Consider the following 20,881-nt stretch of genomic DNA (forward strand, 5'->3'; position numbering starts at 1 on the left):
GGGGTGAAGAAGGTAAATGCGATCAGCTGTGCAGGAAGTGCATCACATCGCCATCCTGGACGATATAGGCCTTGCCTTCGGCGCGCAGCTTGCCGGCTTCGCGGGCCTTGGCTTCGCCGCCCAGCGTTACGAAATCGTCGAACGCGATCGTTTCGGCGCGGATGAAGCCTTTCTCGAAATCGCTGTGGATCGTGCCGGCGGCTTCCGGCGCGGTGGCGCCGCGATGCACCGTCCAGGCGCGCGCTTCCTTGGGGCCGACGGTGAAGAAGGTCAGCAGGTCGAGCAGCGTATAGCCGGCGCGGATGACTCGGGCGAGGCCGGTTTCCTCCAGCCCCAGTTCGCCCAGAAACTCGCCGCGTTCCTCGGCCGGCATGGTCGCGATCTCTGCCTCGATCGCCGCCGAGACGACGACTGCCTGCGCGCCTTCGGCCGCAGCCTTGGCGAACACCTTGGCGGAAAGTTCGTTGCCGTTCGCGGCGTCTTCCTCGTTGACGTTGCAGACATAGAGGACGGGCTTGGTGGTGAGCAGCTGCGCCTGGCGGAGGATGCGTGCCTCGTCGACATCCTTCGGCTCGGTCAGCCGGGCCGGCTTGCCGTCGCGCAGCAGTTCGAGCGCCTGGCCGAGCACCGAGGCGGCGGCCTTGGCTTCCTTGTCGCCCTGCGCCGCCTTCTTGGCGAGGTTCGGCACGCGCTTTTCCAGGCTTTCGAGGTCGGAGAGCATCAGTTCGGTCTCGACCGTTTCGGCGTCGGCAATCGGATCGACGCGGTTGTCGACATGCTGGATGTCGTCATTCTCGAAGCAGCGCAGCACATGCACGACCGCGTCGACTTCGCGGATATTGCCGAGGAACTGATTGCCCAGCCCTTCGCCCTTGCTGGCGCCGCGCACCAGCCCGGCAATGTCGACGAAACCCAGCTGCGTCTCGATGATCTTCTGCGAGCCGGCGATTTCGGCCAGCTTGTTCAGGCGCGGGTCCGGCACGGCCACGTTGCCGACATTCGGCTCGATCGTGCAGAAGGGGTAATTGGCTGCCTGCGCTGCGGCAGTCTCGGTCAGCGCATTGAAAAGCGTGGACTTGCCCACATTGGGCAGGCCGACGATGCCGCAACGGAAACCCATCGGTAGTTCAATCCTGTCGTGAAAGGCCGGCAAAGCGCCGGCGCGGTTGGCGGCTCGATAGGCGGAACCGTGCAACTTTTCCAGCCCGGGCAGGCCGGGCCTTCAAATCGCCGCAATGCCGGGCGACCCCGCTGCCGGAGCCGTGGGTGAACTGCCGGGCTGCGCGAGCGTTTGCCTGCTTGACGCGGGGCCGTTCATCTGGGGTACAGGGGCGGCACGCTTTTCGCGTGTTGCAGTGGGTTTACGAGGAGTTCCGCATGATTCGCCGGTATGTTGTCCTGAGCGCGGCCGCTGCGGCGGTTACGCTATCGAGCTGCGGCGGTGGTGGCAGCTCGTCGCCCACGCCGACCCCGACTTCGTCGCCCACCCCGACGCCGACGCCGTCGCCGACCTATACCGCTTTCCCGCTGACCGCGGCAGCGCAGTTCAGCGCGCTCGACGCGACGACCAGCTATACCGGTGATCCCACTGCCGGCGCGGTGACGCTGGGCGTGACGGGCACCGAGATTCAGGTGGGCCGCGTCAAGCTGGCGGCCGTCGCTTCGCTGACGAATGATACGGCGGTGATCGACGAATCGGCCGAGGAGTCGCGCTTCACCAACACCAATCTGCTGACCACGGCGTCGTCGTCGGTGACCGAATATGTGTACAAGAGCACGTCGAGCACCGGATCGGCCGGCAATTTCGCCCAGCTTGAATTCTTGAACAACACCATCGCATCGCAAGTGACCAGCGACAGCGTGTTCAGCACGCTGGGCACGGTGACCTATGCCAACTGGTGGCGCGGCGATTCGACGACGGGCCAGAAGCGGCTGACCTACAGCGTGTGGGGCTATCCCACCGCGACCAATGACGTACCGACCACCGGCACCGCCAGCTACACCACCCGCGTCGTCGGCCGTGCGATCAGCGTGGCGAACAACGCTACCACTATCACGCGCCTGGCCGGCAGCAGCACCACCACGGTCAACTTCGCGACCGGCCTGGTCACGGTGACGCTGAACCTGACTACCACGCCCAGCGCAGGCGGGGCGGAAACCCCCTATCTGACGCTGACGGCGCAGGGCGCGATCCAGATCGGCGCCAACCAGTTCAGCGGCAGCTTCACCAGCGGCAACCCGGTGTCGGGTACGATCTCCGGCGGCTTCTTTGGTTCGCAGGGCACAAATATCGGCATCGCCTTCGGTGCTTCCGGCACCATCAACGGCGCGGACACGCGGATCGTCGGCGAAGTCGTCGGCAAGAAGCAGTAAGAATCGCCGCTTCGGCAAAACGAAAAAGGGGCCCGGGTGACCGGGCCCCTTTTCTGTTGGTGTAGGGCGCCGCAATAAACGGCGCCCCGCACAGGGCGACACTAGTGGTTTGATGTATCGGCCTTCGCGGCAGTAGCGGAGAGGCACGGCACATTACTTGCCGTCCAGTCAATCTCGAAGGTGGCGGGTACCTTTTTTCCGCTACCCACGGAACCGTCCGTACCCTTGTGGTCGAAGAATATGTACCCCATGCTATTGTCGAACGAGGCGATCCTGCCGTTGTCGCGTTTGGCGGTGGCGACATCGATTTCGGTCTGCTGAACCCTGGAGCCGTGGATCATCCGAATAGCACCGTCCCGCAGTTCCCATGCGCGATGATAATCGACGCCAAACATCTGAGTGTCGATGTCGGCTTTCGACGACCATTGCCCGGCCTTGGTGGAAAGCGGCAATCTTACTGTCGTAACATGGCAGCTATAATAGGGCTTGTTGTAGAAGGGCACTTCGCTGTTTGGCCCCGCCGCCCGGATCTTTCGTTCCGGTGGGTTGAACCCGCCGCCGGGAAGCGCGAGTGACTTGTCCCCTGCGTCGCCAGCTTCCCAGTTCACGGTACCGGTCCCTGTGATCGTCAGTATGCTTGCGCCAGCCTTCTCATCGTAGCGCCATTTCACGTCGTCAATCGTTTGCCAGACGTCACCGACCGCTTGCTGGCGGAACGCTTCCAGCAATTGGGCGGAACTGACGGACGAGAACTGAAGGTCCTGCTGAAGGCCTTTCACACCCCGCAAGATGGAAGTGGTCGTGATCCGGGCCGGCTTGTCGAAGCCTTCGCGCGCGTCGATTTCGAAGAGCGAAACCTCTTCGGGTGCGGCGATGGGGTGCCATGCCACCTTCTCCAGGCCGTCGCCCTGATCCGACAAGGGTAGTACCCACTTCAGGGGAAAGACTGGTTCGGCGCTGGCGGATGCCACCGGCGGGAGCGTGCCATCGAACCAATATGTTTTCCCCTCGATGTTCGCGCGCACGAGCACGTGATCGAAGAGTTGCGGGTTGGGCAGGCGCTGATCGAACCCGTCGTCGACCCCGTTCGAGTTTACCAGGACCGCTTCGGCCTTGATGCCCATTTCGGAAAGCAGCGCCAGAAGCAATACCGTCTTGCCCTTGCAGTCACCATAGCGGCGCTGCCAGGTCTCGTCCGCCGAGGCGGGGATCAGGTTTCCGCCGTTCAGTCCGACATAGATGTAGCGCACGTCTTGCTGGACGAGCTTAAGCGCTGTGTTCGCACGGTCCAGCGCAAGCGGATGTGCCGCTGCGATTCTTCTGGCTTCGGCCTTTACAGGAGAATCGGACGCAAGCGTTGCGGCTTTCGCGAACGCTGGATCGAAATGACGCGACAGCGCCTGCCAATCGGCGAATTGGCTGAATTGCACCACGCGCTGCCACTGGAAACGTGCGGGCGCATCGCCGGGCGGCGCGAGAAGGGCCGGGTTGTCGAAGCGAAAGTCAACGGCACGCGGCCCTTCGGTCATTACCGCCGACATCTCGCTGGTGAGCTTCAGTCCAGGCTCCTGGCCTTCTTCCCAGCTCAGGCCCAGATGGTAACGGCCGGGCGAGGGGCTCGGGCCCAGAAGGAGCAGGCCGGCTGCGGCCCGACCGGACAGGGGATCCTTCGAGAAGGTCGTCAGGTCGACTTCCAGCTCATCTCCGACCCGGAGATCGGGCACGCGAAGTACCGCCGTCAAAGTTCCGTCAAGCCGCGCCGCTTCCAGTTGATCTTCCCGCCGGAGTACCTCAAATTTAGCCTGTTTGAGGATGTCGGTCATCTGGCCATCGCGGAAGAGCTTCACCTCGTGAATAATCGGAGCACCCGCGTCCGGATTCCATGAGATAGAAATATTACCCACCTGCAGCGCATTGGCCTGAAGAATCTTTATTCGATAGCCGAGATATTGCGCCTGGCCCTTATCGTTCAAATGAACTTCAAGGTCTTGTCGTCGCATGAAGAGAGGGCCGGTTACGGATTCCGGTACCGGCAACATCTCCGAAGGTTGCGACCAGGACGGGGCAGGCCCCACGCGAACCTGTTGAGAACCGTCGCTGCCGGCGCCGTAGACGAGCATCGACGCCAAGCTCAATAACGAGACGTGCACTAAAACCCCCTAATCTATTCGGGGCGCAATGTGGCACATGGCTGGCTGCTTGCAAGCGGGATCGCATCCAGTTTCTGTATAGGAAATACCGGTGTTTAGTCCTGCAGCCGCCGCGCCACTTCGTTCATGAAGCGCACATCGTCGCCAGCCGCCAGCCACGGCGCCTCCGCCGCGACGGCGCCGAGCATGTCGGATAGCGGGTCGATCTCGGCCTTTGCATAGTTGCCGAGGACATGGCCGGTCACCCGGTCCTTGTGCCCCGGATGGCCGATGCCCAGGCGGACGCGGCGGAAATCGGGGCCGATATGCGCGTCCGTCGAGCGCAGGCCGTTATGTCCGGCATTGCCGCCGCCGCGCTTCACCTTCACCTTCATTGGCGGCAGGTCGAGCTCGTCGTGGAAGACGGTGACGCCCTCCGGGGTGAGCTTGTAGAAATCCATGGCCGCGCGCACCGCCCGGCCGCTTTCGTTCATGAAGGTGCCGGGCTTGAGCAGGACGATCTTGTCGCTTCCGATCCGCCCTTCCTGCGTCCAGCCCTGAAACTGCTTTTTCGGCGCCGAGAAGCCATGCACCTCGGCAATGGCGTCGAGCGCCATGAAGCCGACATTGTGGCGGTGCATCGCATATTGCGGCCCCGGATTGCCGAGGCCCACCCAGAGCTGCATTCGATACTCCCCGAAAAGAAAATCGCCCCCGCACCTGGGGCGCGGAGGCGATCTTCTGAACCCGTGAAGGGGAGGGCTATCAGCCCTCCGCTGCCTCGGCCTCGCCTTCGCTCGACTTGAGCGCCGACGGCGCCACGATCGTTGCGATGGTGAAGTCGCGGTCGGTGATCGCGGGAGACGCGCCCTGCGGCAGCGTCACGGCCGAAATGTGGAGCGAATCGCCCACTTCGAGGCCGGCCAGCGAAATCTCGATCTGGTCCGGGATGTTGGCCGCATCGACCACCAGTTCCAGTTCGTGACGGACGACGTTGAGCACGCCGCCGCGCTTGATGCCGGGGGCCTTTTCCTCGTCGGTGAAGACGATCGGCACTTCGACATGCACGGTCGCATGCTCGGAGATGCGCAGGAAGTCGACGTGCAGCGGACGATCGGTGACGACGTCGAAGGCGACGTCCTTGGCCAGCGTACGCTCGCCGTTCACCATGATGACCGAGTTGAAGAAATGCCCGGTGTTGAGCAGCTTCTGGAGCTCACGCTCCTCGACATGGATGCCCTTGGGATCCTGCTTGTTGCCGTAGATAACGGCGGGGACGCGGCCTTCACGACGCAGCGCACGGGAGGCTCCCTTGCCAACCCGATCGCGCGCCTCGGCCGACAACGTAAGCGTGTCGCTCATCTGTCGATTTCCAATGCGCTAAGAGTAAAGATCGATTCCGAAGCCGGGCCTCCAGGGATGACCCCGGCAACGAAGCGGCGCGCATAGCGGAAGTGCGGGCAAAGGGCAAGGGCGGCCGGTCAGGCGGCCAGTGCGCTCTCGCTGCACACCGCGCGGATGTCTGCCGCGAGCTGATCGACCCGCGCCGGATCGGCATCCCAGGCGAACATGAAGCGGGCGCCGCCGCCGATGAAGGTGTAAAAGCGCCAGCCGCGTGCGCGCAGCCCGGCGAGCACCGGATCAGGCGCGCGCAGGAATACGCCGTTCGCTTCCACCGGGAACATCAGCGCAATCTGCGGCAGGCCTTTGATCGCCGCGGCCAGCCGCTGCGCGCACGCATTGGCATGGGCGGCGTTGCGCAGCCAGGCGCCCTTTTCCAGCATCCCCACCCAGGGCGCCGCCAGGAACCGCATCTTCGAGGCGAGCTGCCCCGCCTGCTTGCAGCGATAGTCGAAATCCTGTGCGAGCGCGTGATCGAAGAAGATCACGGCCTCACCCACGGCCATGCCATTCTTGGTACCGCCGAAGCAGAGCACGTCGACGCCCGCGCGCCAGGTGATGTCCGCCGGCGTGCAGCCGAGTGTCGCGACGGCATGGGCGAAGCGCGCGCCGTCCATGTGCAGCTTCAGCCCCAGTTCGCGGCACACCGCCGCCAGCGCCTGCACCTCCGCGACGGTATAGACCTGGCCCGTTTCGGTCGGCTGGGTGATCGTCACCACGCGCGGCTTGGGGAAATGGATGTCTGACCGGCTGGTGGCGACGGCACGCACGGCCTCCGGCGTCAGCTTGCCGTCGGCGCTCTGGGCGACGAGCAGCTTCGATCCGTTGGAGAAAAATTCGGGCGCGCCGCATTCGTCGGTCTCGACATGGGCGGCCGCCGAGCAGATCACGCTGTGATAGGACTGGCAAAGCGCCGCCAGCGCCAGCGAATTGGCCGCCGTGCCGTTGAAGGCGAAGAACACTTCGCAATCGCTTTCGAACAGGGTGCGGAAGGCATCGGCGGCGGCTTGCGTCCAGTCGTCCTCGCCGTACGCAGGGGCGTGGCCGCGATTGGCCGCTTCCATCGCCGCCCAGGCTTCCGGGCAGATTCCGGCATAATTGTCACTGGCGAATTGCTGAACGTCGGTCATTACGCGCTACGGCCTTCTTCCTGGCTGTGTCACCAAGCGAGGCGGACCGACGAATGCGTGGCATGATCCCGTGTTGCCGGTTCCGGCCACATCCCTCCATGTTGCCATAGAGGCACCACCTTGCACGGAGCAGGTTGGTGCCGGGCGTCGGCCCGACTCTTGATGCTGGTGAGGCGGGTAGCGGAAGTCGCGCGGAGGCGCAAGATTGTTACCGGGCGGTTGTCCCCCTTCCGCTTGCGGGAGGGGCTAGGGGAGGGGCCGGTGTGGCGGCTCCATCTGATACGGCTTCGCCCGCGAGCCCGTCAGCCCCTCCCCCGACCCCTCCCGCAAGCGGGAGGGGAGCGCAGCAGGGTAGGGCGCCCTACGCTCAATAAGGCGGCTGGTGCAGGCCCTTGGGGCTGAGCGTGAAAATCTCGCAGCCGGTTTCGGTAATGCCGATCGAATGCTCGAACTGCGCCGAAAGCGAGCGGTCGCGGGTTACGGCCGTCCAGCCGTCGTCGAGCAGCTTCACGTCGGGGCGGCCGATATTGATCATCGGCTCGATGGTGAAGAACATGCCCGGCCGCAGTTCCGGCCCGGTGCCGGGGCGGCCGACATGCACGACTTCGGGTGCATCGTGGAACACCTGGCCCAGGCCGTGCCCGCAGAAATCGCGGACGACGCCGTAGCGGTGCTTTTCGGCATGGCGCTGGATTGCGTGGCTGATGTCGCCCAGATGGTTGCCGGGCCTGGCCTGTTCGATGCCAAGCATCAGGCACTCATAGGTGACGTCGACAAGGCGCCGCGCCTTGATCGGCACGTCACCGACCAGATACATGCGGCTCGTGTCGCCGTGCCAGCCATCCAGCAGCGGAGTCACGTCGATATTGACGATGTCACCGTCCTTCAGCTGGCGGTCGCCCGGAATGCCGTGGCAGACGACATGGTTGATCGAGACGCAGCAGCTATGCGCATAGCCGCGATAGCCGAGCGTCGCCGGCACGCCGCCGCCTTCGATCGACATGGTGCGGACAATGTCGTCCAGCTCCTGCGTTGTCACGCCCGGCACGACATGCGGCACCAGCGCATCGAGAATCTCGGCGGCAAGACGACCGGCCTTGCGCATGCCCTCGAACCCTTCGGGGCCATGCAGCTTGATTGCCTGGCTGCGCGCCTGCGGCATATCCGCCGTCACGTTCACATATTCGGTCATGCTTGCGATATAGGAAGCGCGGGCGCAAAGGGCGAGGGGGTATCGAAAGGAGCGCATATGCCGGAAGCGGACGTAGCGTGGCTTGAAGGGGGATGCGCCTGCGGCGCCGTGCGCTATCGCGTTGCCGATGATCCCATTTCGGTAAACAACTGCTATTGCACGCTTTGTCAGCGCCAGACCGGCTCGACCAGCGTGATCAACCTGTTCATCGAGACGGAGAAGCTGGAGCAGTTGCAGGGCGAGACCAGCAGCCATTTCGTGACGACAGGCTCCGGCGGGCAGCAGGAAATCGTGCGCTGTGCCGTATGCGGTACTGCGCTTTGGAGCTTCTATCCGCGCCTGGGGCGGCTGGGCGCCGGCGTGCGCGCGACGACGCTGGACGCGCCGGGTAGAATCCGGCCGGATGCCGCGATCTTCGCGGCGGACCGGATGCCCTGGGTGACGCTGCCCGAGGGCGTCCCGCAGTTCGAAACGGTCTACAACGCCGCCGAGCTGCTGCCGCCCGAGCGGTTCGCGCGGATGCGGGCACTGGCACAGCGCAGCGCCGAAGCGCGCGAGGCAAAGGGCTGATGGCGACGCGCATCTGGACCGCCGCCCTGGTGGTGATCGGCGACGAAATCCTTTCCGGCCGTACGCAGGACAAGAATGTCGCGCAGATCGCGACCTGGCTGAACGTGCAGGGTATCCGCCTGGCCGAGGTGCGGGTGGTTGCTGACAAGCAGGACGCGATTATCGAGGCGGTGAATACGCTGCGCGCGCGCAACGACTATCTGTTCACCACCGGCGGGATCGGCCCGACGCATGACGACATCACCGTCGATGCGATCGCCGCCGCGCTGGAAGTACCGGTAGTGGTGCATCCGGAGGCGCGCGCGGTGCTGGAGGCCTATTATGCCAGCCGGGGCGGGCTTACCGAGGCGCGGCTGCGCATGGCGCGCGTGCCCGAAGGGGCCGAGTTGATCGCCAACCGCATGTCGGGTGCGCCGGGCATCCGCTGGGGCAACATCTTCATTCTGGCAGGCGTGCCGCACATCACTGCGGGCATGCTCGATGCACTGACCGGCACGCTGGAGGGCGGGTTGCCGGTGCTGTCGCATACGGTGGGCAGCTGGGTGGCGGAGAGCGAGATCGCCGACCTGCTGGGCGATACCGAACGCGCGCACGAAGGCGTGGCGATCGGCAGCTATCCGTTTTTCCGTGAGGGGCGGGTCGGCGCCAATTTCGTGGTGCGCGCAACCGATGCTGCCGTGTTGGAAGCGTGCGTCGCCGCGCTGGTGACGGGGCTGGCGGCGCGCGGGATTGCGGTGGTCGACGGCGGCATCTGACGCGCGCTTGCGCGGGCGGCGGCGCGCGTGCACCTTGCCTGTGGTGGGCAATTTCGATGTGACTGCCTGTCTCTCGGGAAAGATTCGACATGCACAACACGGAACGCCCCTTCGGTTTCTGGACGGCTGCCGCGCTGGTGGTCGGGGGAATGGTCGGCTCCGGCATCTTCGCCTTGCCGGGGCAGCTCGCGCCCTTTGGCTGGACCGGGCTGCCGGCATGGGGGGCGGCTGTTCTGGCGGCGGTCACGGTCGCGCTGGTGCTGGCGCGGCTGGCACAGGCGATGCCGGCGGCGACCGGGGCGCTGGCGATCTGCGCAGGCGTGCTGGGGCCGTTGCCGGGGGTGTTGATCGGCTGGGCCTATTGGGTCGGCTGCTGGGCTTCCAATGCGGTGATTGCGCTGACGGCGGTGCGCTATCTGGGCAGTTTCTGGCCACCGCTGGTTGCCAGCACCTGGGCGACGGCGCTGGGCGCGACGGTACTTATCTGGCTGCTGACGCTGCTCAACCTGCAGGGAGCCGGCGCGGCCGGGCGGTTCCAGCTTGTCCTGACCGCGCTGAAGCTGCTGCCGCTGTTCGCAATTGCGGGTATCGTGCTTTGGCTGGCCGCGCAGGGCGGGGCGCAGTTCCGCGCGAACCCGCACACGCCGCTGCGCTGGGACCAGCTGACGCCAGCGCTGGGCCTGACCTTCTTTCCGCTGGTGGGCTTTGAGGGCGCGAGCGTCGCTGCCGAGCGGGTGCGCGATCCCGCTCGCAATGTGCTGCGCGCCACGTTGCTGGGCGTGGTGCTGACCGCGTTGTTCTACATAATCATTTCGATGGGCATCGTGCTGGCATTGCCTGAGGACGAGCTGGCCCAGTCCTCCGCGCCGCTGGCGCTGTTCGTCGGCCATTTCTGGGGCGAGGGGGCCGGGCTGATCCTCGCAGCCTTCGCGGTGATCGCCACCGTCGGGTGCCTCAATGGCTGGGTGCTGCTGAGCGGCGAAGTGCCGCTGGGCATGGCGCGGGCAGGGGTGCTGCCGCGCTGGATGGGCCTCACCAACCGCCGTGACGTGCCGGTGGGCGTGCTGCTGCTGTCGAGCGCACTTGCCTCACTGCTGGTGCTGAGCGGCGCGAACCGGACGACGGCGGGGCTGCTCGATTTCATGCTGCGGCTCGTTACCGCCTCGACGCTGTGGCTCTATGTCGGCGCGTGTCTGGTCGCGGTGAAGCGCGCCATTGCCCGGCTGGCGGGCGTGCTGGGCTTTGCGCTGTCGCTGTGGGTGATGTGGGGCGCCGGGCTGGAGGCGGTGCTGCTCGGCATCGCGCTGATGCTCACCGCCATCCCGCTCTACTATTTCACGCTACGACGCGCGGCGCGGCCATAGCCGGCCGAACAGGCTGCGGTCCTGCAGGATCGCATGCGCGGCGTTATGCCCCGGCGCGCCGGTGACGCCGCCGCCAGGATGCGTGCCCGATCCGCACATGTAGAGGCCAGCGATCGGGCCGCGATAGTCGCCATGGCCCAGCACGGGCCGTGCCGCCCATAGCTGATCCAGCGACATGCGGCCGTGGAAGATGTCCCCGCCGATCAGCCCGAACTTGCGCTCCAGATCGAGCGGCGAGTGGATCTGCCGGGCGATCACCGATGCCTTGAAGTTGGGGGCATGGGCGGTGACGGTGTCGATGATATGGTCGGCGACCTGCTCGCGCACCGCGTCCCAGCTCTGGCCGTCCGGCAGTTCGGGGGCGAATTGCTGGCAGAACAGGCTGGCGACATGCGCGCCTGCCGGAGCCAGGCTGTCGTCGACGGTGGACGGAATCTTCATCTCGACGATCGGCGCGCGCGACCAGCCCTGCGTTCGCGCATCCTCATAGGCCTGGTCCATATAGTCGAGGCCGGGCGCGATGATGATGCCGGCGGTGTGGTGCTCGGCGCGGTCCTTGCCGGGCAGCACGGTGAAGTCGGGCAGTTCGGAGAGCGCCACGTTCATCCGGAACGTGCCCGATCCCGCCTTGAACCCCGCCATCGCGCGGCGGAAGCCGGGGTTGAGATCGGCGCTGTCGACAAGCTGGTTGTAGAGCAGCAGCGGCCCGACATTTGCCGCCACGATCGGCGCGGCCAATTCCTCGCCGCCGTCCAGCCGCACGCCTGCAACCCGGTTGCCGTCGACCAGCAGCCGCTCGACCGGCGATTCGAGGCTGATCTCCACGCCCGCATCGGTACAGGCGCGCGCCATCGCCTGGGTGATCGCGCCCATGCCGCCGACGCTGTGGCCCCATGCGCCCTTCTTGCCGTTCACTTCGCCGAAGACGTGGTGGAGCAGCACATAGGCCGATCCCGGCGTCGAGACGCCGGCATAGTTGCCGACCACTGCATCGAAGGCGAAGGCGGACTTCACCACGTCATGTCCGTACCAGCCGTCGAGGAACTCGCGCGCAGACTTGACGAACATGGCGAGTACGTCGCGCTGGCTTTCGATGTCCATCCCCGCCAGTCGCCGTCCCTGCGCCGCCGCCGCCAGCAGCGCGCGTACGCCGCCGCCGGCATTGGGCGGCGTCTTGAGCGACAGGTCGCGCAGCACCTCTGCCACCCGCTCCAGCGCGGCTTCATAGGCGGGAAAGGCATCGGCATCGGCCTGGGAGAAACGCGCGAATTCCGCCTGGGTGCGTGCGGTGCCGCCGCCCAGCTTCAGATAGGTGTCGGGGAAGGGAAAGAAGTTCGAGATCGTCCGCTCGATCACGCGGTAGCCATAATCGGCGAGCCGCATGTCGGCGATCACCTTGGGGCGGAGCAGGCTGACCGTGTAGCTGGCGGTCGAATTGCGGAAGCCGGGGTGAAATTCCTCGGTCACTGCCGCACCGCCGACGATGTGCCGCCGCTCCAGCACCCGCACCTTAATGCCGGCGCGGGCAAGATAGAAGGCGCAGACCAGGCCGTTATGCCCGCCGCCGATGATGAGCGCGTCATAGGATTTCGTCACGCGGGGCAACCTTCTTGCTGGGGTGAGTTCAGTCGAGCGGGCGCGGGCGGCGGCTCCAGCCCGGCGCTGGCGGCTGGGGCAGGCGCGCTTCCGGGATCAGCCGGCGGATCTTGCGGGCAAAGCTGCGCAGGCACACTTCGCTTTCGCCCAGCGGGCCGGCGGCATAGCTGCGCGAGCCCATGCCCTGCTGGACGCGGGTTATCAGCCAGGTGTCCTCGGCATTGACCATGCGGTTGATGCGCCAGTTGGCATAGCGGACCAGCTTCATTTCCCGCCGCTCGTCAGGCAGCGCGAACACCATCTCGCGCAGCACGCATTCGGTGGGGCTGACCGGCAGCCACTGCATGAAATCGATCTGGTCGGCATAGATGTCGAACGCCTGGTTCGGCCACAGCTTGTAATAGAGCCAGAGCCGCTGATGGCTCTCGGGCAGATGCGGTACGTGGGGCAAATGGGTGCGGTAAAAGGCTTCCCAGAAATTGCCCTGACGCTCGCTCAGTTCGCCCGACATGCGATCGACCCAGGGTTGCGCCTCGATGCGGTAGCTGCGGTCGAACAGCCGGGTCAGGCCGGGATGCGCGACCGGGATGTGCAGCCCGTCCGAATAATTGTCGCCGACATTCTTCCAGTTCACCGCGCGGTGGCGGGTGCGGACCGGCGAGATCGTTCGCATCTCGGCAAAGCGATAGGGGGCGATTTCGTCGGCATAGGGCGCCATCATCTCGGCGACGCTCGGGCCACCGTCATCGACGAGGCGAACGAAGACGAAGCCGTTCCAGATGTTGCATTCGACCGGCTCCAGCCCGTGCTGCGCCGGGTCCAGCCGCGGATAATCGCTGCGATTGGGAACGCCGCTCAGGCGCCCGTCGGTTTCATAGGTCCAGGCATGATAGGGGCAGACTAGCTTGCGCGCGCAGCCCGCATCGCCCTCGACCAGCCGCATCGCCCGGTGGCGGCAGACATTGGTGAACGCGCGGACCTGTCCGTCCTGGCCGCGAATGGCGATGACGCTTTCGCCCAGATAGTCGAGCGTGCGCCAGTCGCCCTGGGCGGCCAGGTCGCTCTCGTGGCAGACGATCTGCCACGACGGGCGGATCACCCGTTCCATCTCCAGCGCATGATATTCCGGGTCGTGGTACAGCCAGGCGGGCAGGCTGAAATCATCGTCCAGATCGCGCTGTTCGATATCGGCGTAGCGATGCGCCATGGTCCCGCCTCCCTTGCTGTACGAATGTATAACAGACGTGCTAGGGATAGGGAATGGCCCGCAACTTCACCCGCGCGCATCCGGACGCGCGTCGCCAGAGCCTGATCGACGCGGCGGCGCGGGTGCTGGCGCAGGCCGGGCCGGCAGGCGCATCGGTGCGGGCGATCTGCGGCGCGGCGGGCGTGTCGCCCGGGCTGCTCCGCCATTATTTCGACGGCATCGATGCGGTGATCGCCGAAGCCTATCGGGCGACGGGCGACCGCGTTGCGGCGGCGCTGGCCGATGCCGTGGCGGTGGCGGGTGCCGATCCGCGCGCGCGGCTGCTCGCCTATGTCACCGCCAGCTTCCGGCCGCCGATTGCCGATGGCGACCTGCTCGCCACCTGGATCGCATTCTGGGCGCTGGCCCGCACCCGACCCGACATGGCCGCGCTCCATGCCGAGCAATATGCCGGCTATCGGCAGGGGCTGGAGGCGTTGCTGGCAGAGGCGGGCGTTGTGGCGGCGTTGCGCGGAACGACGGCCATTGCGTTGACGGCGCTGGTCGATGGCCTTTGGCTGGAACTCTGCCTCGCGCCGGAGGCTTTCGGGGCGGAGACCGCCGTGGCGATTGCTGGCGACTGGGTGGCGCGGGTGGCGGGGGCGTAGGACTTCTCTAGTCCTCCCCCTTGACGGGGGAGGACAGCGAAGCTTGGCAGCTTGCTACCTAGCGTAGTTTGGAGAGGGTGAGCGGCGCATGGCGCCGCGCGATTTGCAGACGCAAATCGCTCCCCTCTCCCTCCCGCCGCCTGCCGGCGGCGGGCCCCTCCCTCCCCCGCGAGGGGGGAGGGAGTAAGCGCCGGCGGGGGAGGATTGCGATTATTCCTTACCGCGCCAGCTTGGTCAGCAGGGTCTTGTAGAAGGTGATCGAGGGGCCGATCTCGCTGACCGGGGTGCGCTCGTTCAGGCCATGGGCAAAGCTGTCGGAGGCCTTCATGAATACCGCGCCGACGCCGTAGCTCGGCACGCCCTTGGCGCGGAACCACATCGAATCGCTCGCGCCCGCCGACATTGCCGGCACCACCGGCAGGCCGGGGAAGCGGGCATGGACCGCCTCGGTCACGGCTGCGGTCACATCCGGGCGGAGCGGCGAGGCGGGGCTGGCGATCGAACCGCTGTCGAGCGTGACGATGTGCAGGTCCGGATCGCCGACCACCTTGGTCAGCGTCGCCTGTACCGCCTCTACCGGCGTGCCGGGGAAGATGCGGCAATTGATGTTCGCCGTGGCGCGCTGGGGCAGGGCGTTGAGCGCGTGGCCGCCGTTCAGCATCGTCGCGACGCAGGTGGTGCCGGTCTGGCCGATCAGCTCGGGCTTGGCGCGCAGCGCCGCCATGGCTTCTGCGTCGTTGGGATTGGCGGCGAAGCGGCGCATCATCGCGGCCAGCTCGGGCGGTGCGGTGCGGGCGGCAGCGGCCCAGCTGGCACGGGTGATGTCGTTGACTTCGCCGGGGAACTGATACGCCTCGATTTTCGCCAGCGCATGGGCGAGCGAATAGATGGCGTTGCTCTTCGTTGGTGCGCTCGAATGGCCGCCGGGGTTGGTGAAAGTCAGCTCGTAATCGGCATAGGTCTTTTCGGCGCCCTGCAGCCCGAAATACTCGGGCGCGCCGCTCTCGCTGATCGAGCCGCCGCCGCCATCGATGTTGAGCAGCAGTTCGGCATCGTGGAACCGGTCGGCCATGATGGCCGTGGTCTTCATCATCGTCTCCTCATCGCCTGAGAGGAGCAGCAGGATGTCGCGGCCGGGCTTGAACCCCTGGCGCTTCAGGTCGATCAGCGTCGCGACCATTGTCGACACGTCATATTTCATGTCGGTCGCGCCGCGGCCATAGATGAAGCCGTTTTCGACGACCGGCGTGAAGGGGTCGCGCTCCCAGTCCTCGCGCTTGGCTTCCACCACGTCCATATGGCCGGAGATGAGCAGCGGCTTTGCGCCGCCCTTCGCCTTGCCGGTGCCGCGATAGCGCGCCGCCAGCCAGGCAGTATCGCCGACCCGCTCGATCTCGACGTCACTATCGGCAAAGCCGCCTGCGACCAGCGCCTTTTTCAGATAGACCGCATAGTCATAGGTCTGGTTGCCCGGCCCCGCGACGGTGCGGAAGGCGATGCCCCGCTTGAGCAGTTCGAGCGCCTGCGCCTCGGCCGGGGCGGCGGTCTGTGCCATGGCCTGGGGCGCAAGGAACGCCAGCGCTGCAGCGGTGGCAAGGAACGGCAGACGCATCGACGAACCCCTTTTTTGCTTTGCAGGCGCCGAGCTTAGCCTGGCGCAGCAGAGCGTCAACGGGGGACCGTGTTTACAGCCGCGGCAGCGTTACCCCGCGCTGGCCCATATATTTGCCCGCACGATCGGCGTAGCTGGTCTCGCAGGGCTGGTCGCCCTTCAGGAACAGGAACTGGCAGGCGCCCTCATTGGCGTAGATCTTGGCCGGCAGCGGCGTGGTATTGGAGAACTCCAGCGTCACATGGCCTTCCCATTCGGGTTCCAGCGGCGTGACGTTCACGATGATGCCGCAGCGCGCATAGGTCGACTTGCCCAGGCAGATCACCAGCACGTCGCGCGGCACCCGGAAATATTCGACCGTCCGGGCAAGCGCGAAGCTGTTCGGCGGGATAATGCAGACATCGGTCTTGCGATCGACAAAGCTGTTCGCGGCGAAGTCCTTCGGGTCCACCACGGCGCTGTCGACATTGGTGAAGATCTTGAATTCGTCCGCCACCCGCGCGTCATAGCCATAGGAGGACAGGCCGTAGCTGATGCACCCTTCGCGCCGCTGGCTCTCGACGAACGGCTCGATCATGTTGTGCTGAAGCGCCTGCTCGCGAATCCAGCGGTCGGAAAGAATGGACATGGGGCTGGTAGTGCGGGGGAGGGGGCGCGGCGTCAAGTTTGGGGAGAGAACCTCCTCCGCCAAAGCTCCATCGTCATTCCCGCGCAGGCGGGAATCCATTTGCCAAGGCGCCGGGCAGCGGCCGAGGATTCAGCTGATCCCCAGATCGCCCGGCCCGAATGCCTGGGGCAGCAGTTCGGAGAGGCGGTAGCTCGTCACCGCATCCCCCTCGGCCGCGCCGCAATGGACGGGCAGGTCGCGCTTGCCGAGTTGTGCCGCCTCGTTGATCACCTGACGGCAGCGGCCGCAGGGGCTGACCGGCGCCGTGCCCGTCGGCACGCCGTCCGCGCCGATCGGGCCGCCGATCACGGCGATCTCCGCCACGTCGCGCAGCCGGCCTTGTGCCGACACGGTCGCCAGCGCCACCGTCTCCGCGCAGAGCGAAAGGCCGTAGCTGGCATTCTCGAAATTGGCGCCCGTCACCACCGTGCCGTCGGTCAGCAGCACCGCCGCGCCGACGCCGAAGTTCGAATAGGGCGCATGGGCATTGCGCGCGGCAGCCCGCGCAGCTGCGATCAGCGCGGTCCGGTCGGTCGTCATAGAACTCATCCCTTGATGTGCAGCACGCAGATCAGCGTGAACAGCCGCCGCGCGGTATCGAAATCGACGTCGATCTTGCCCTCCAGCGCGGTGCGCAGCAGCTCGGCGGCGTCGTTGTGGATGCCGCGCCGGGCCATGTCGACCGTCTCGATCTGCGCCGGCGTGGCGTTGCGGATCGCCTGATAATAGCTGTCGCAGATCGCGAAATAGTCGCGGATCGGCCGCCGGAACCGCGCCAGACCCAGAATGATCGTCTCCAGCGGCGTGTCGTCCGCCCGCCGGATGGCCAGTGCCAGCCGCCCTTCCTCCACGCTCAGTTGCAGCTTGTATGGCCCGGCATAGCCATCGGCATGGGCCCGCTGGGGCGCGAAGTGATTGTCCTCGAGCAGATCGTAGATCGCAATCCGCCGTTCCTGCTCGATATCCGCCGAGCGCCACAAAATGGTGCGCTCGTCGAGAGTCACGTCGATGATCCGTGGATCGGCCATACAGCGCTGCTTTGGAAGCATTCCCCGTTTTCCACAAGCCATGCGGTTGCCGGATGCCCCGCATTGGCCGATGAGGGAGGGATGGCACAGCCGATCCCTTTCCCCACCCCCGAGGCCCCCGAGGGCCTTGGCCTCCCGCAGAACGTAGAGGCGGAAGCCGCCCTGCTCGGCGCAATGATGATCGACAACCGAGTCGCCGAAGACGTGCTGCAAAAACTGCGGCCCGAGCATTTCTTCGAGCCGCTGCACGGCCGCATCTATGAGCAGATCGCCTTTCTGGTCGGCGACAACCGCCTCGCCAACCCGGTGACGCTGCGGCCGCTGTTCGCCAACGACGCCGCGATGAAGGAGCTGGGCGGCCCGGCCTATCTCGCCCAGTTGACCGGCAACCCGGCCAGCCTGATCGGTGCGCGCTCGTTTGCCGACCAGATCTATGACCTCGCCCAGCTCCGCGCGCTGGTGGATGTGGGCCGCGGCATGGTGGAAGGCGCGCTCGACACCAGCCAGGACATCAACCCCGCCAAGCAGATCGAACAGGCCGAAATGCGGCTCTACCAGGTTGCCGAACAGGGCGATTCGGAAGCCGGCGTGAAGTCCTTCACCCGCGCCGCCACGCTGGCGGTGAAGCAGGCCGAAAAGGCGATGAACTCGGGCGGCGGCATCTCCGGCATCACCACCGGGCTTACCGACCTCAACGCCTCGACCGGCGGTTTCAACCGGTCCGACCTGCTGATCCTCGCCGGCCGCCCGGGCATGGGCAAGACCTCGCTCGCGACGAACATCGCGTTCAACGCCGCCAAGCGCTGGATGGACGATCTCGACGCCGGCATCCCCGAGGAGAAGTCGATCGGCGCGCCCGTCGCCTTCTTCAGCCTCGAAATGTCGGCCGACCAGCTGGCGATGCGTATCCTGTCCGAACAGGCCGAGGTCGTCTCCGAAAAGCTGCGCACCGGCCAGCTCAGCAATGCCGAGTTCCAGAAGTTCGCGCGCGCCGCCGGCGATCTGGAGCGGCTGCCCCTGTTCATCGACGATACGCCGGGCCTGACCATCGCCGCACTGCGCACCCGCGCGCGCCGGATGAAGCGCCAGCACAAGATCGGCATGGTGATCGTCGACTATCTCCAGCTGCTCCAGGGCTCGGCCAAGGCCTCGGGCGACGGGCGCGTGCAGGAAATTTCGGAAATTTCGCGCGGCCTGAAGACACTGGCCAAGGAACTGCATGTGCCGGTGCTGGCGCTCTCCCAGCTGAGCCGCGCGGTGGAAAGCCGCGAGGACAAGCGCCCGCAGCTATCGGACCTGCGCGAATCCGGCTCGATCGAGCAGGACGCCGATATCGTGCTGTTCGTGTATCGCGACGAATATTATCACGACTTCAAGGCGCCTACGAAGATCCCCGACGGCACCGAAACCGCCGAGGAGCGCATGGCCTATGAAGAATGGCAGGCGCGCCAGTTGGAAGTGGCGAACAAGGCGACGGTGATCATCGCCAAGCAGCGCCATGGCGCCACGGGCTCGGTACATATGCGGTTTGATCGCCAGTTTACGAAGTTCAGCGATCTGGCGCCGGAGGGGTATTGAGGCGGAGTGGCGGTGCAGCCTGCCAAGCTCCTCCTTTTCAGGAGGGGCTTCTGTCGCTTCCGACTTCACTTCATCTATATTCAGGCAGCTCTGGCAGTGCTATTGGGCCGAAATGAAGCTTTCTGCGCCTTCCACCGGAGGCAACGCGGCCAAGAGTGACTTGAGAAGGCTTTTGGCGCGATCTGCGCCAGGGCCTTTACACCCCGCTTGAAAAACGAAGGCGCCGCCAAGCTTCCCCGCGGAAAACCCGACACCGTTCCACGGTCGGGAGTCCATGACAAAAGAACAGCCTATCGGTAAGGCGAAAGGCACATCTCTGGATAATTTCTCCGGCCTCAGGCGGGCCAGCATTTGCCGTAATTCAGCCTGCTGATATGACGATAAATTCGTTTTTGTGCGAGAGTCTGTAAAGTGTTTATCGATGCCGCCGAAGCAGCAGGCTGCGTGATCTCGGCCTTTCTCTATTACAACGGTACCATTCGGGCCGAGCGTATAGGACAGGGTGGCAGGATAATCCGTGCCGTTTTCCTTCCTAAACCACAAGGTCATGGTTTCGCCATCTAAGATCGATATATCAGAGGCCTTCCATTTCCCGACAAGGCTATCTTGGGGAGAATTTTTGCATCCTGTCATTAGTAACAGTAAAAAACAGGGAAGCAGTATGCTTTTGCTCATGCGAAAATCTCTCACACGGGCGAATCTGAAGCAAGGGAATTCCTGCCTTGGCTAATGCTGTTGATAGCGTCCCGAGCGTCTTCGTCCATCGTCTTCGCAGACGATCGAGACCGAAACTGTTTTAAATCTCAAACACTCGTCCCCACAAGCCGCCCGATCCCCGCCGTCAGCGCCATTGCCAGCGCGCCCCAGAACACCACCCGCACCACCGGCTTCCACGGTCTGGCCCCACCGGTGATCGCGCCCAGCGCGCCGAGCAGGGCGAGGAACAGGATCGATCCCGCCGCTTCGCCAACCGCTATCCAGCGCATCGGCAGCAGCGCGGCGAGCAGCAGCGGCAGCGCCGCACCCGCCGTGAAGGTTGCAGCAGACGTGAGCGCCGCGACCACCGGCCGCGCGGTCGTCATCTCGGTGATGTGCAGCTCGTCGCGGGCATGCGCCTCCAGCGCGTCATGCGCCATCATCTGTTCGGCGACCTTCCGCGCGGTCTCGGCATCCACCCCGCGCGCGACATAGATCGCCGCCAGCTCGCGCAGCTCGGCTTCGGGGGCGGTGGCGAGTTCCAGCCGTTCGCGGGCCAGGTCGGACTTTTCGGTGTCGGACTGCGAGCTGACCGAGACATATTCGCCCGCTGCCATCGACATGGCGCCGGCCATCAGCCCCGCCACGCCCGCGACCAGCAGTGCCGGCCGCTCCGCACCTGAGGCGGCGACGCCCAGGATCAGGCTGGCGGTGGAGACGATGCCGTCATTCGCCCCCAGCACGGCGGCACGCAGCCAGCCGATGCGGGATACGAGATGCTGTTCGCGGTGCGGTCTCACGGGGCGGTCTCCTGCGTTCGGGCGGGGGCGTGACGGGACGCTGCATAGCCGATCCGCACCGGGCTGTACGAGCCCGGTGGTGTCGGCGTGGCATTGGCGCAGCCGACGCGCAAAGCGGCGGGAACGGGATGGCTGG

Annotated in this window: 20 protein-coding genes and 1 riboswitch; of the genes, 6 read left to right on the forward strand and 14 right to left on the reverse strand. The window is 65.6% G+C overall.

Going from position 1 to position 20,881, the window contains the following annotated elements; all coding sequences use genetic code 11:
• Nucleotides 1-22: 22 nt before the first annotated feature.
• Nucleotides 23-1,120, reverse strand: a complete 1,098-nt coding sequence (gene ychF, locus ACT53M_RS12615) for a redox-regulated ATPase YchF (RefSeq protein ID WP_476229757.1) — start codon at nt 1,118-1,120, stop codon at nt 23-25.
• 257 nt (nt 1,121-1,377) lie between these two features.
• Here ychF and ACT53M_RS12620 point away from each other — a divergent pair, with 257 nt between their 5' ends.
• The gene (locus ACT53M_RS12620) at nt 1,378-2,373 is read left to right on the forward strand and encodes a transferrin-binding protein-like solute binding protein (RefSeq protein ID WP_476233755.1); all 996 of its coding nucleotides are present in this window, start codon (nt 1,378-1,380) and stop codon (nt 2,371-2,373) included.
• Between the two features lie 101 nt (nt 2,374-2,474).
• On the opposite strand, the gene ACT53M_RS12625 is transcribed toward ACT53M_RS12620, so the two are convergent.
• From ACT53M_RS12625 to map, 5 genes are all read right to left on the reverse strand, one after another.
• Nucleotides 2,475-4,493 carry a DUF3857 domain-containing transglutaminase family protein gene (locus ACT53M_RS12625; protein ID WP_476233757.1) on the reverse strand — a complete coding sequence of 673 codons (2,019 nt, stop codon included), beginning with the start codon at nt 4,491-4,493 and terminating at the stop codon, nt 2,475-2,477.
• 125 nt (nt 4,494-4,618) lie between these two features.
• Nucleotides 4,619-5,188 carry an aminoacyl-tRNA hydrolase gene (gene pth / locus ACT53M_RS12630; RefSeq protein WP_476233759.1) on the reverse strand — a complete coding sequence of 190 codons (570 nt, stop codon included), beginning with the start codon at nt 5,186-5,188 and terminating at the stop codon, nt 4,619-4,621.
• 79 nt (nt 5,189-5,267) lie between these two features.
• Entirely contained in the window at nt 5,268-5,864 is a 597-nt protein-coding gene (locus ACT53M_RS12635; protein ID WP_476233761.1) for a 50S ribosomal protein L25/general stress protein Ctc, read from the reverse strand.
• A gap of 119 nt (nt 5,865-5,983) precedes the next feature.
• Nucleotides 5,984-7,033 (reverse strand): threonine aldolase family protein, encoded by a 1,050-nt coding sequence (locus ACT53M_RS12640; protein ID WP_476233763.1) that lies wholly within the window; start codon nt 7,031-7,033, stop codon nt 5,984-5,986.
• A gap of 59 nt (nt 7,034-7,092) precedes the next feature.
• A riboswitch (SAM-I-IV-variant riboswitch) is annotated at nt 7,093-7,204 on the reverse strand.
• Between the two features lie 196 nt (nt 7,205-7,400).
• Nucleotides 7,401-8,225 (reverse strand): type I methionyl aminopeptidase, encoded by an 825-nt coding sequence (gene map, locus ACT53M_RS12645; RefSeq protein WP_476233765.1) that lies wholly within the window; start codon nt 8,223-8,225, stop codon nt 7,401-7,403.
• Nucleotides 8,226-8,282: 57 nt separating this feature from the next.
• Between map and ACT53M_RS12650 the strand changes: the two genes are divergently transcribed.
• The 3 genes from ACT53M_RS12650 (at nt 8,283) to ACT53M_RS12660 (ending at nt 10,914) form a co-directional block, all read left to right on the forward strand.
• Nucleotides 8,283-8,795, forward strand: coding sequence for a GFA family protein (locus ACT53M_RS12650; protein ID WP_476233767.1), 513 nt, complete (start codon nt 8,283-8,285; stop codon nt 8,793-8,795).
• Nucleotides 8,795-9,550, forward strand: coding sequence for a competence/damage-inducible protein A (locus ACT53M_RS12655; protein WP_476233769.1), 756 nt, complete (start codon nt 8,795-8,797; stop codon nt 9,548-9,550). Before ACT53M_RS12650 ends, ACT53M_RS12655 begins: the two co-directional genes overlap by 1 nt.
• Nucleotides 9,551-9,639: 89 nt before the next feature.
• Nucleotides 9,640-10,914 (forward strand): APC family permease, encoded by a 1,275-nt coding sequence (locus ACT53M_RS12660; protein WP_476233771.1) that lies wholly within the window; start codon nt 9,640-9,642, stop codon nt 10,912-10,914.
• Here the strand turns inward: ACT53M_RS12660 and ACT53M_RS12665 are convergent.
• The gene (locus tag ACT53M_RS12665; RefSeq protein ID WP_476233773.1) at nt 10,891-12,510 is read right to left on the reverse strand and encodes a phytoene desaturase family protein; all 1,620 of its coding nucleotides are present in this window, start codon (nt 12,508-12,510) and stop codon (nt 10,891-10,893) included. The two genes, ACT53M_RS12660 and ACT53M_RS12665, sit on opposite strands and share 24 nt — an antisense overlap.
• Before the next feature lie 28 nt (nt 12,511-12,538).
• The gene (locus ACT53M_RS12670) at nt 12,539-13,717 is read right to left on the reverse strand and encodes an aromatic ring-hydroxylating oxygenase subunit alpha (protein WP_476233775.1); all 1,179 of its coding nucleotides are present in this window, start codon (nt 13,715-13,717) and stop codon (nt 12,539-12,541) included.
• 53 nt (nt 13,718-13,770) lie between these two features.
• On the opposite strand from ACT53M_RS12670, the gene ACT53M_RS12675 reads away from it, so the two are divergent.
• On the forward strand, nt 13,771-14,364 hold the full coding sequence (locus ACT53M_RS12675; protein WP_476233777.1) for a TetR family transcriptional regulator C-terminal domain-containing protein: 594 nt from the start codon (nt 13,771-13,773) through the stop codon (nt 14,362-14,364).
• A 217-nt stretch (nt 14,365-14,581) separates the two neighbouring features.
• Here the strand turns inward: ACT53M_RS12675 and ACT53M_RS12680 are convergent, their stop codons facing one another.
• The 4 genes from ACT53M_RS12680 to ACT53M_RS12695 all read right to left on the reverse strand — a co-directional run bounded on the left by ACT53M_RS12680 (nt 14,582) and on the right by ACT53M_RS12695 (nt 17,671).
• Nucleotides 14,582-15,976 carry a M20/M25/M40 family metallo-hydrolase gene (locus tag ACT53M_RS12680; protein WP_476233779.1) on the reverse strand — a complete coding sequence of 465 codons (1,395 nt, stop codon included), beginning with the start codon at nt 15,974-15,976 and terminating at the stop codon, nt 14,582-14,584.
• Between the two features lie 73 nt (nt 15,977-16,049).
• A complete protein-coding gene (gene dcd, locus ACT53M_RS12685) occupies nt 16,050-16,604 on the reverse strand; it encodes a dCTP deaminase (protein WP_476229744.1) in 555 nt (184 codons plus the stop codon).
• A 129-nt stretch (nt 16,605-16,733) separates the two neighbouring features.
• Nucleotides 16,734-17,183 carry a cytidine deaminase gene (locus ACT53M_RS12690; protein ID WP_476229743.1) on the reverse strand — a complete coding sequence of 150 codons (450 nt, stop codon included), beginning with the start codon at nt 17,181-17,183 and terminating at the stop codon, nt 16,734-16,736.
• Nucleotides 17,184-17,188: 5 nt separating this feature from the next.
• On the reverse strand, nt 17,189-17,671 hold the full coding sequence (locus ACT53M_RS12695) for a UPF0262 family protein (RefSeq protein ID WP_476229742.1): 483 nt from the start codon (nt 17,669-17,671) through the stop codon (nt 17,189-17,191).
• Between the two features lie 81 nt (nt 17,672-17,752).
• On the opposite strand from ACT53M_RS12695, the gene ACT53M_RS12700 reads away from it, so the two are divergent.
• Entirely contained in the window at nt 17,753-19,249 is a 1,497-nt protein-coding gene (locus ACT53M_RS12700; protein ID WP_476233781.1) for a replicative DNA helicase, read from the forward strand.
• A gap of 99 nt (nt 19,250-19,348) precedes the next feature.
• Here ACT53M_RS12700 and ACT53M_RS12705 read toward each other — a convergent pair whose 3' ends face one another.
• Both ACT53M_RS12705 and ACT53M_RS12710 read right to left on the reverse strand, forming a co-directional pair.
• Nucleotides 19,349-19,924, reverse strand: a complete 576-nt coding sequence (locus ACT53M_RS12705) for a hypothetical protein (protein WP_476233783.1) — start codon at nt 19,922-19,924, stop codon at nt 19,349-19,351.
• Between the two features lie 128 nt (nt 19,925-20,052).
• Nucleotides 20,053-20,745, reverse strand: a complete 693-nt coding sequence (locus ACT53M_RS12710; RefSeq protein WP_476233784.1) for a VIT1/CCC1 transporter family protein — start codon at nt 20,743-20,745, stop codon at nt 20,053-20,055.
• Nucleotides 20,746-20,881 lie beyond the last annotated feature (136 nt).

It is taken from the genome of Sphingomonas sp. DMC6, assembly GCF_056314225.1.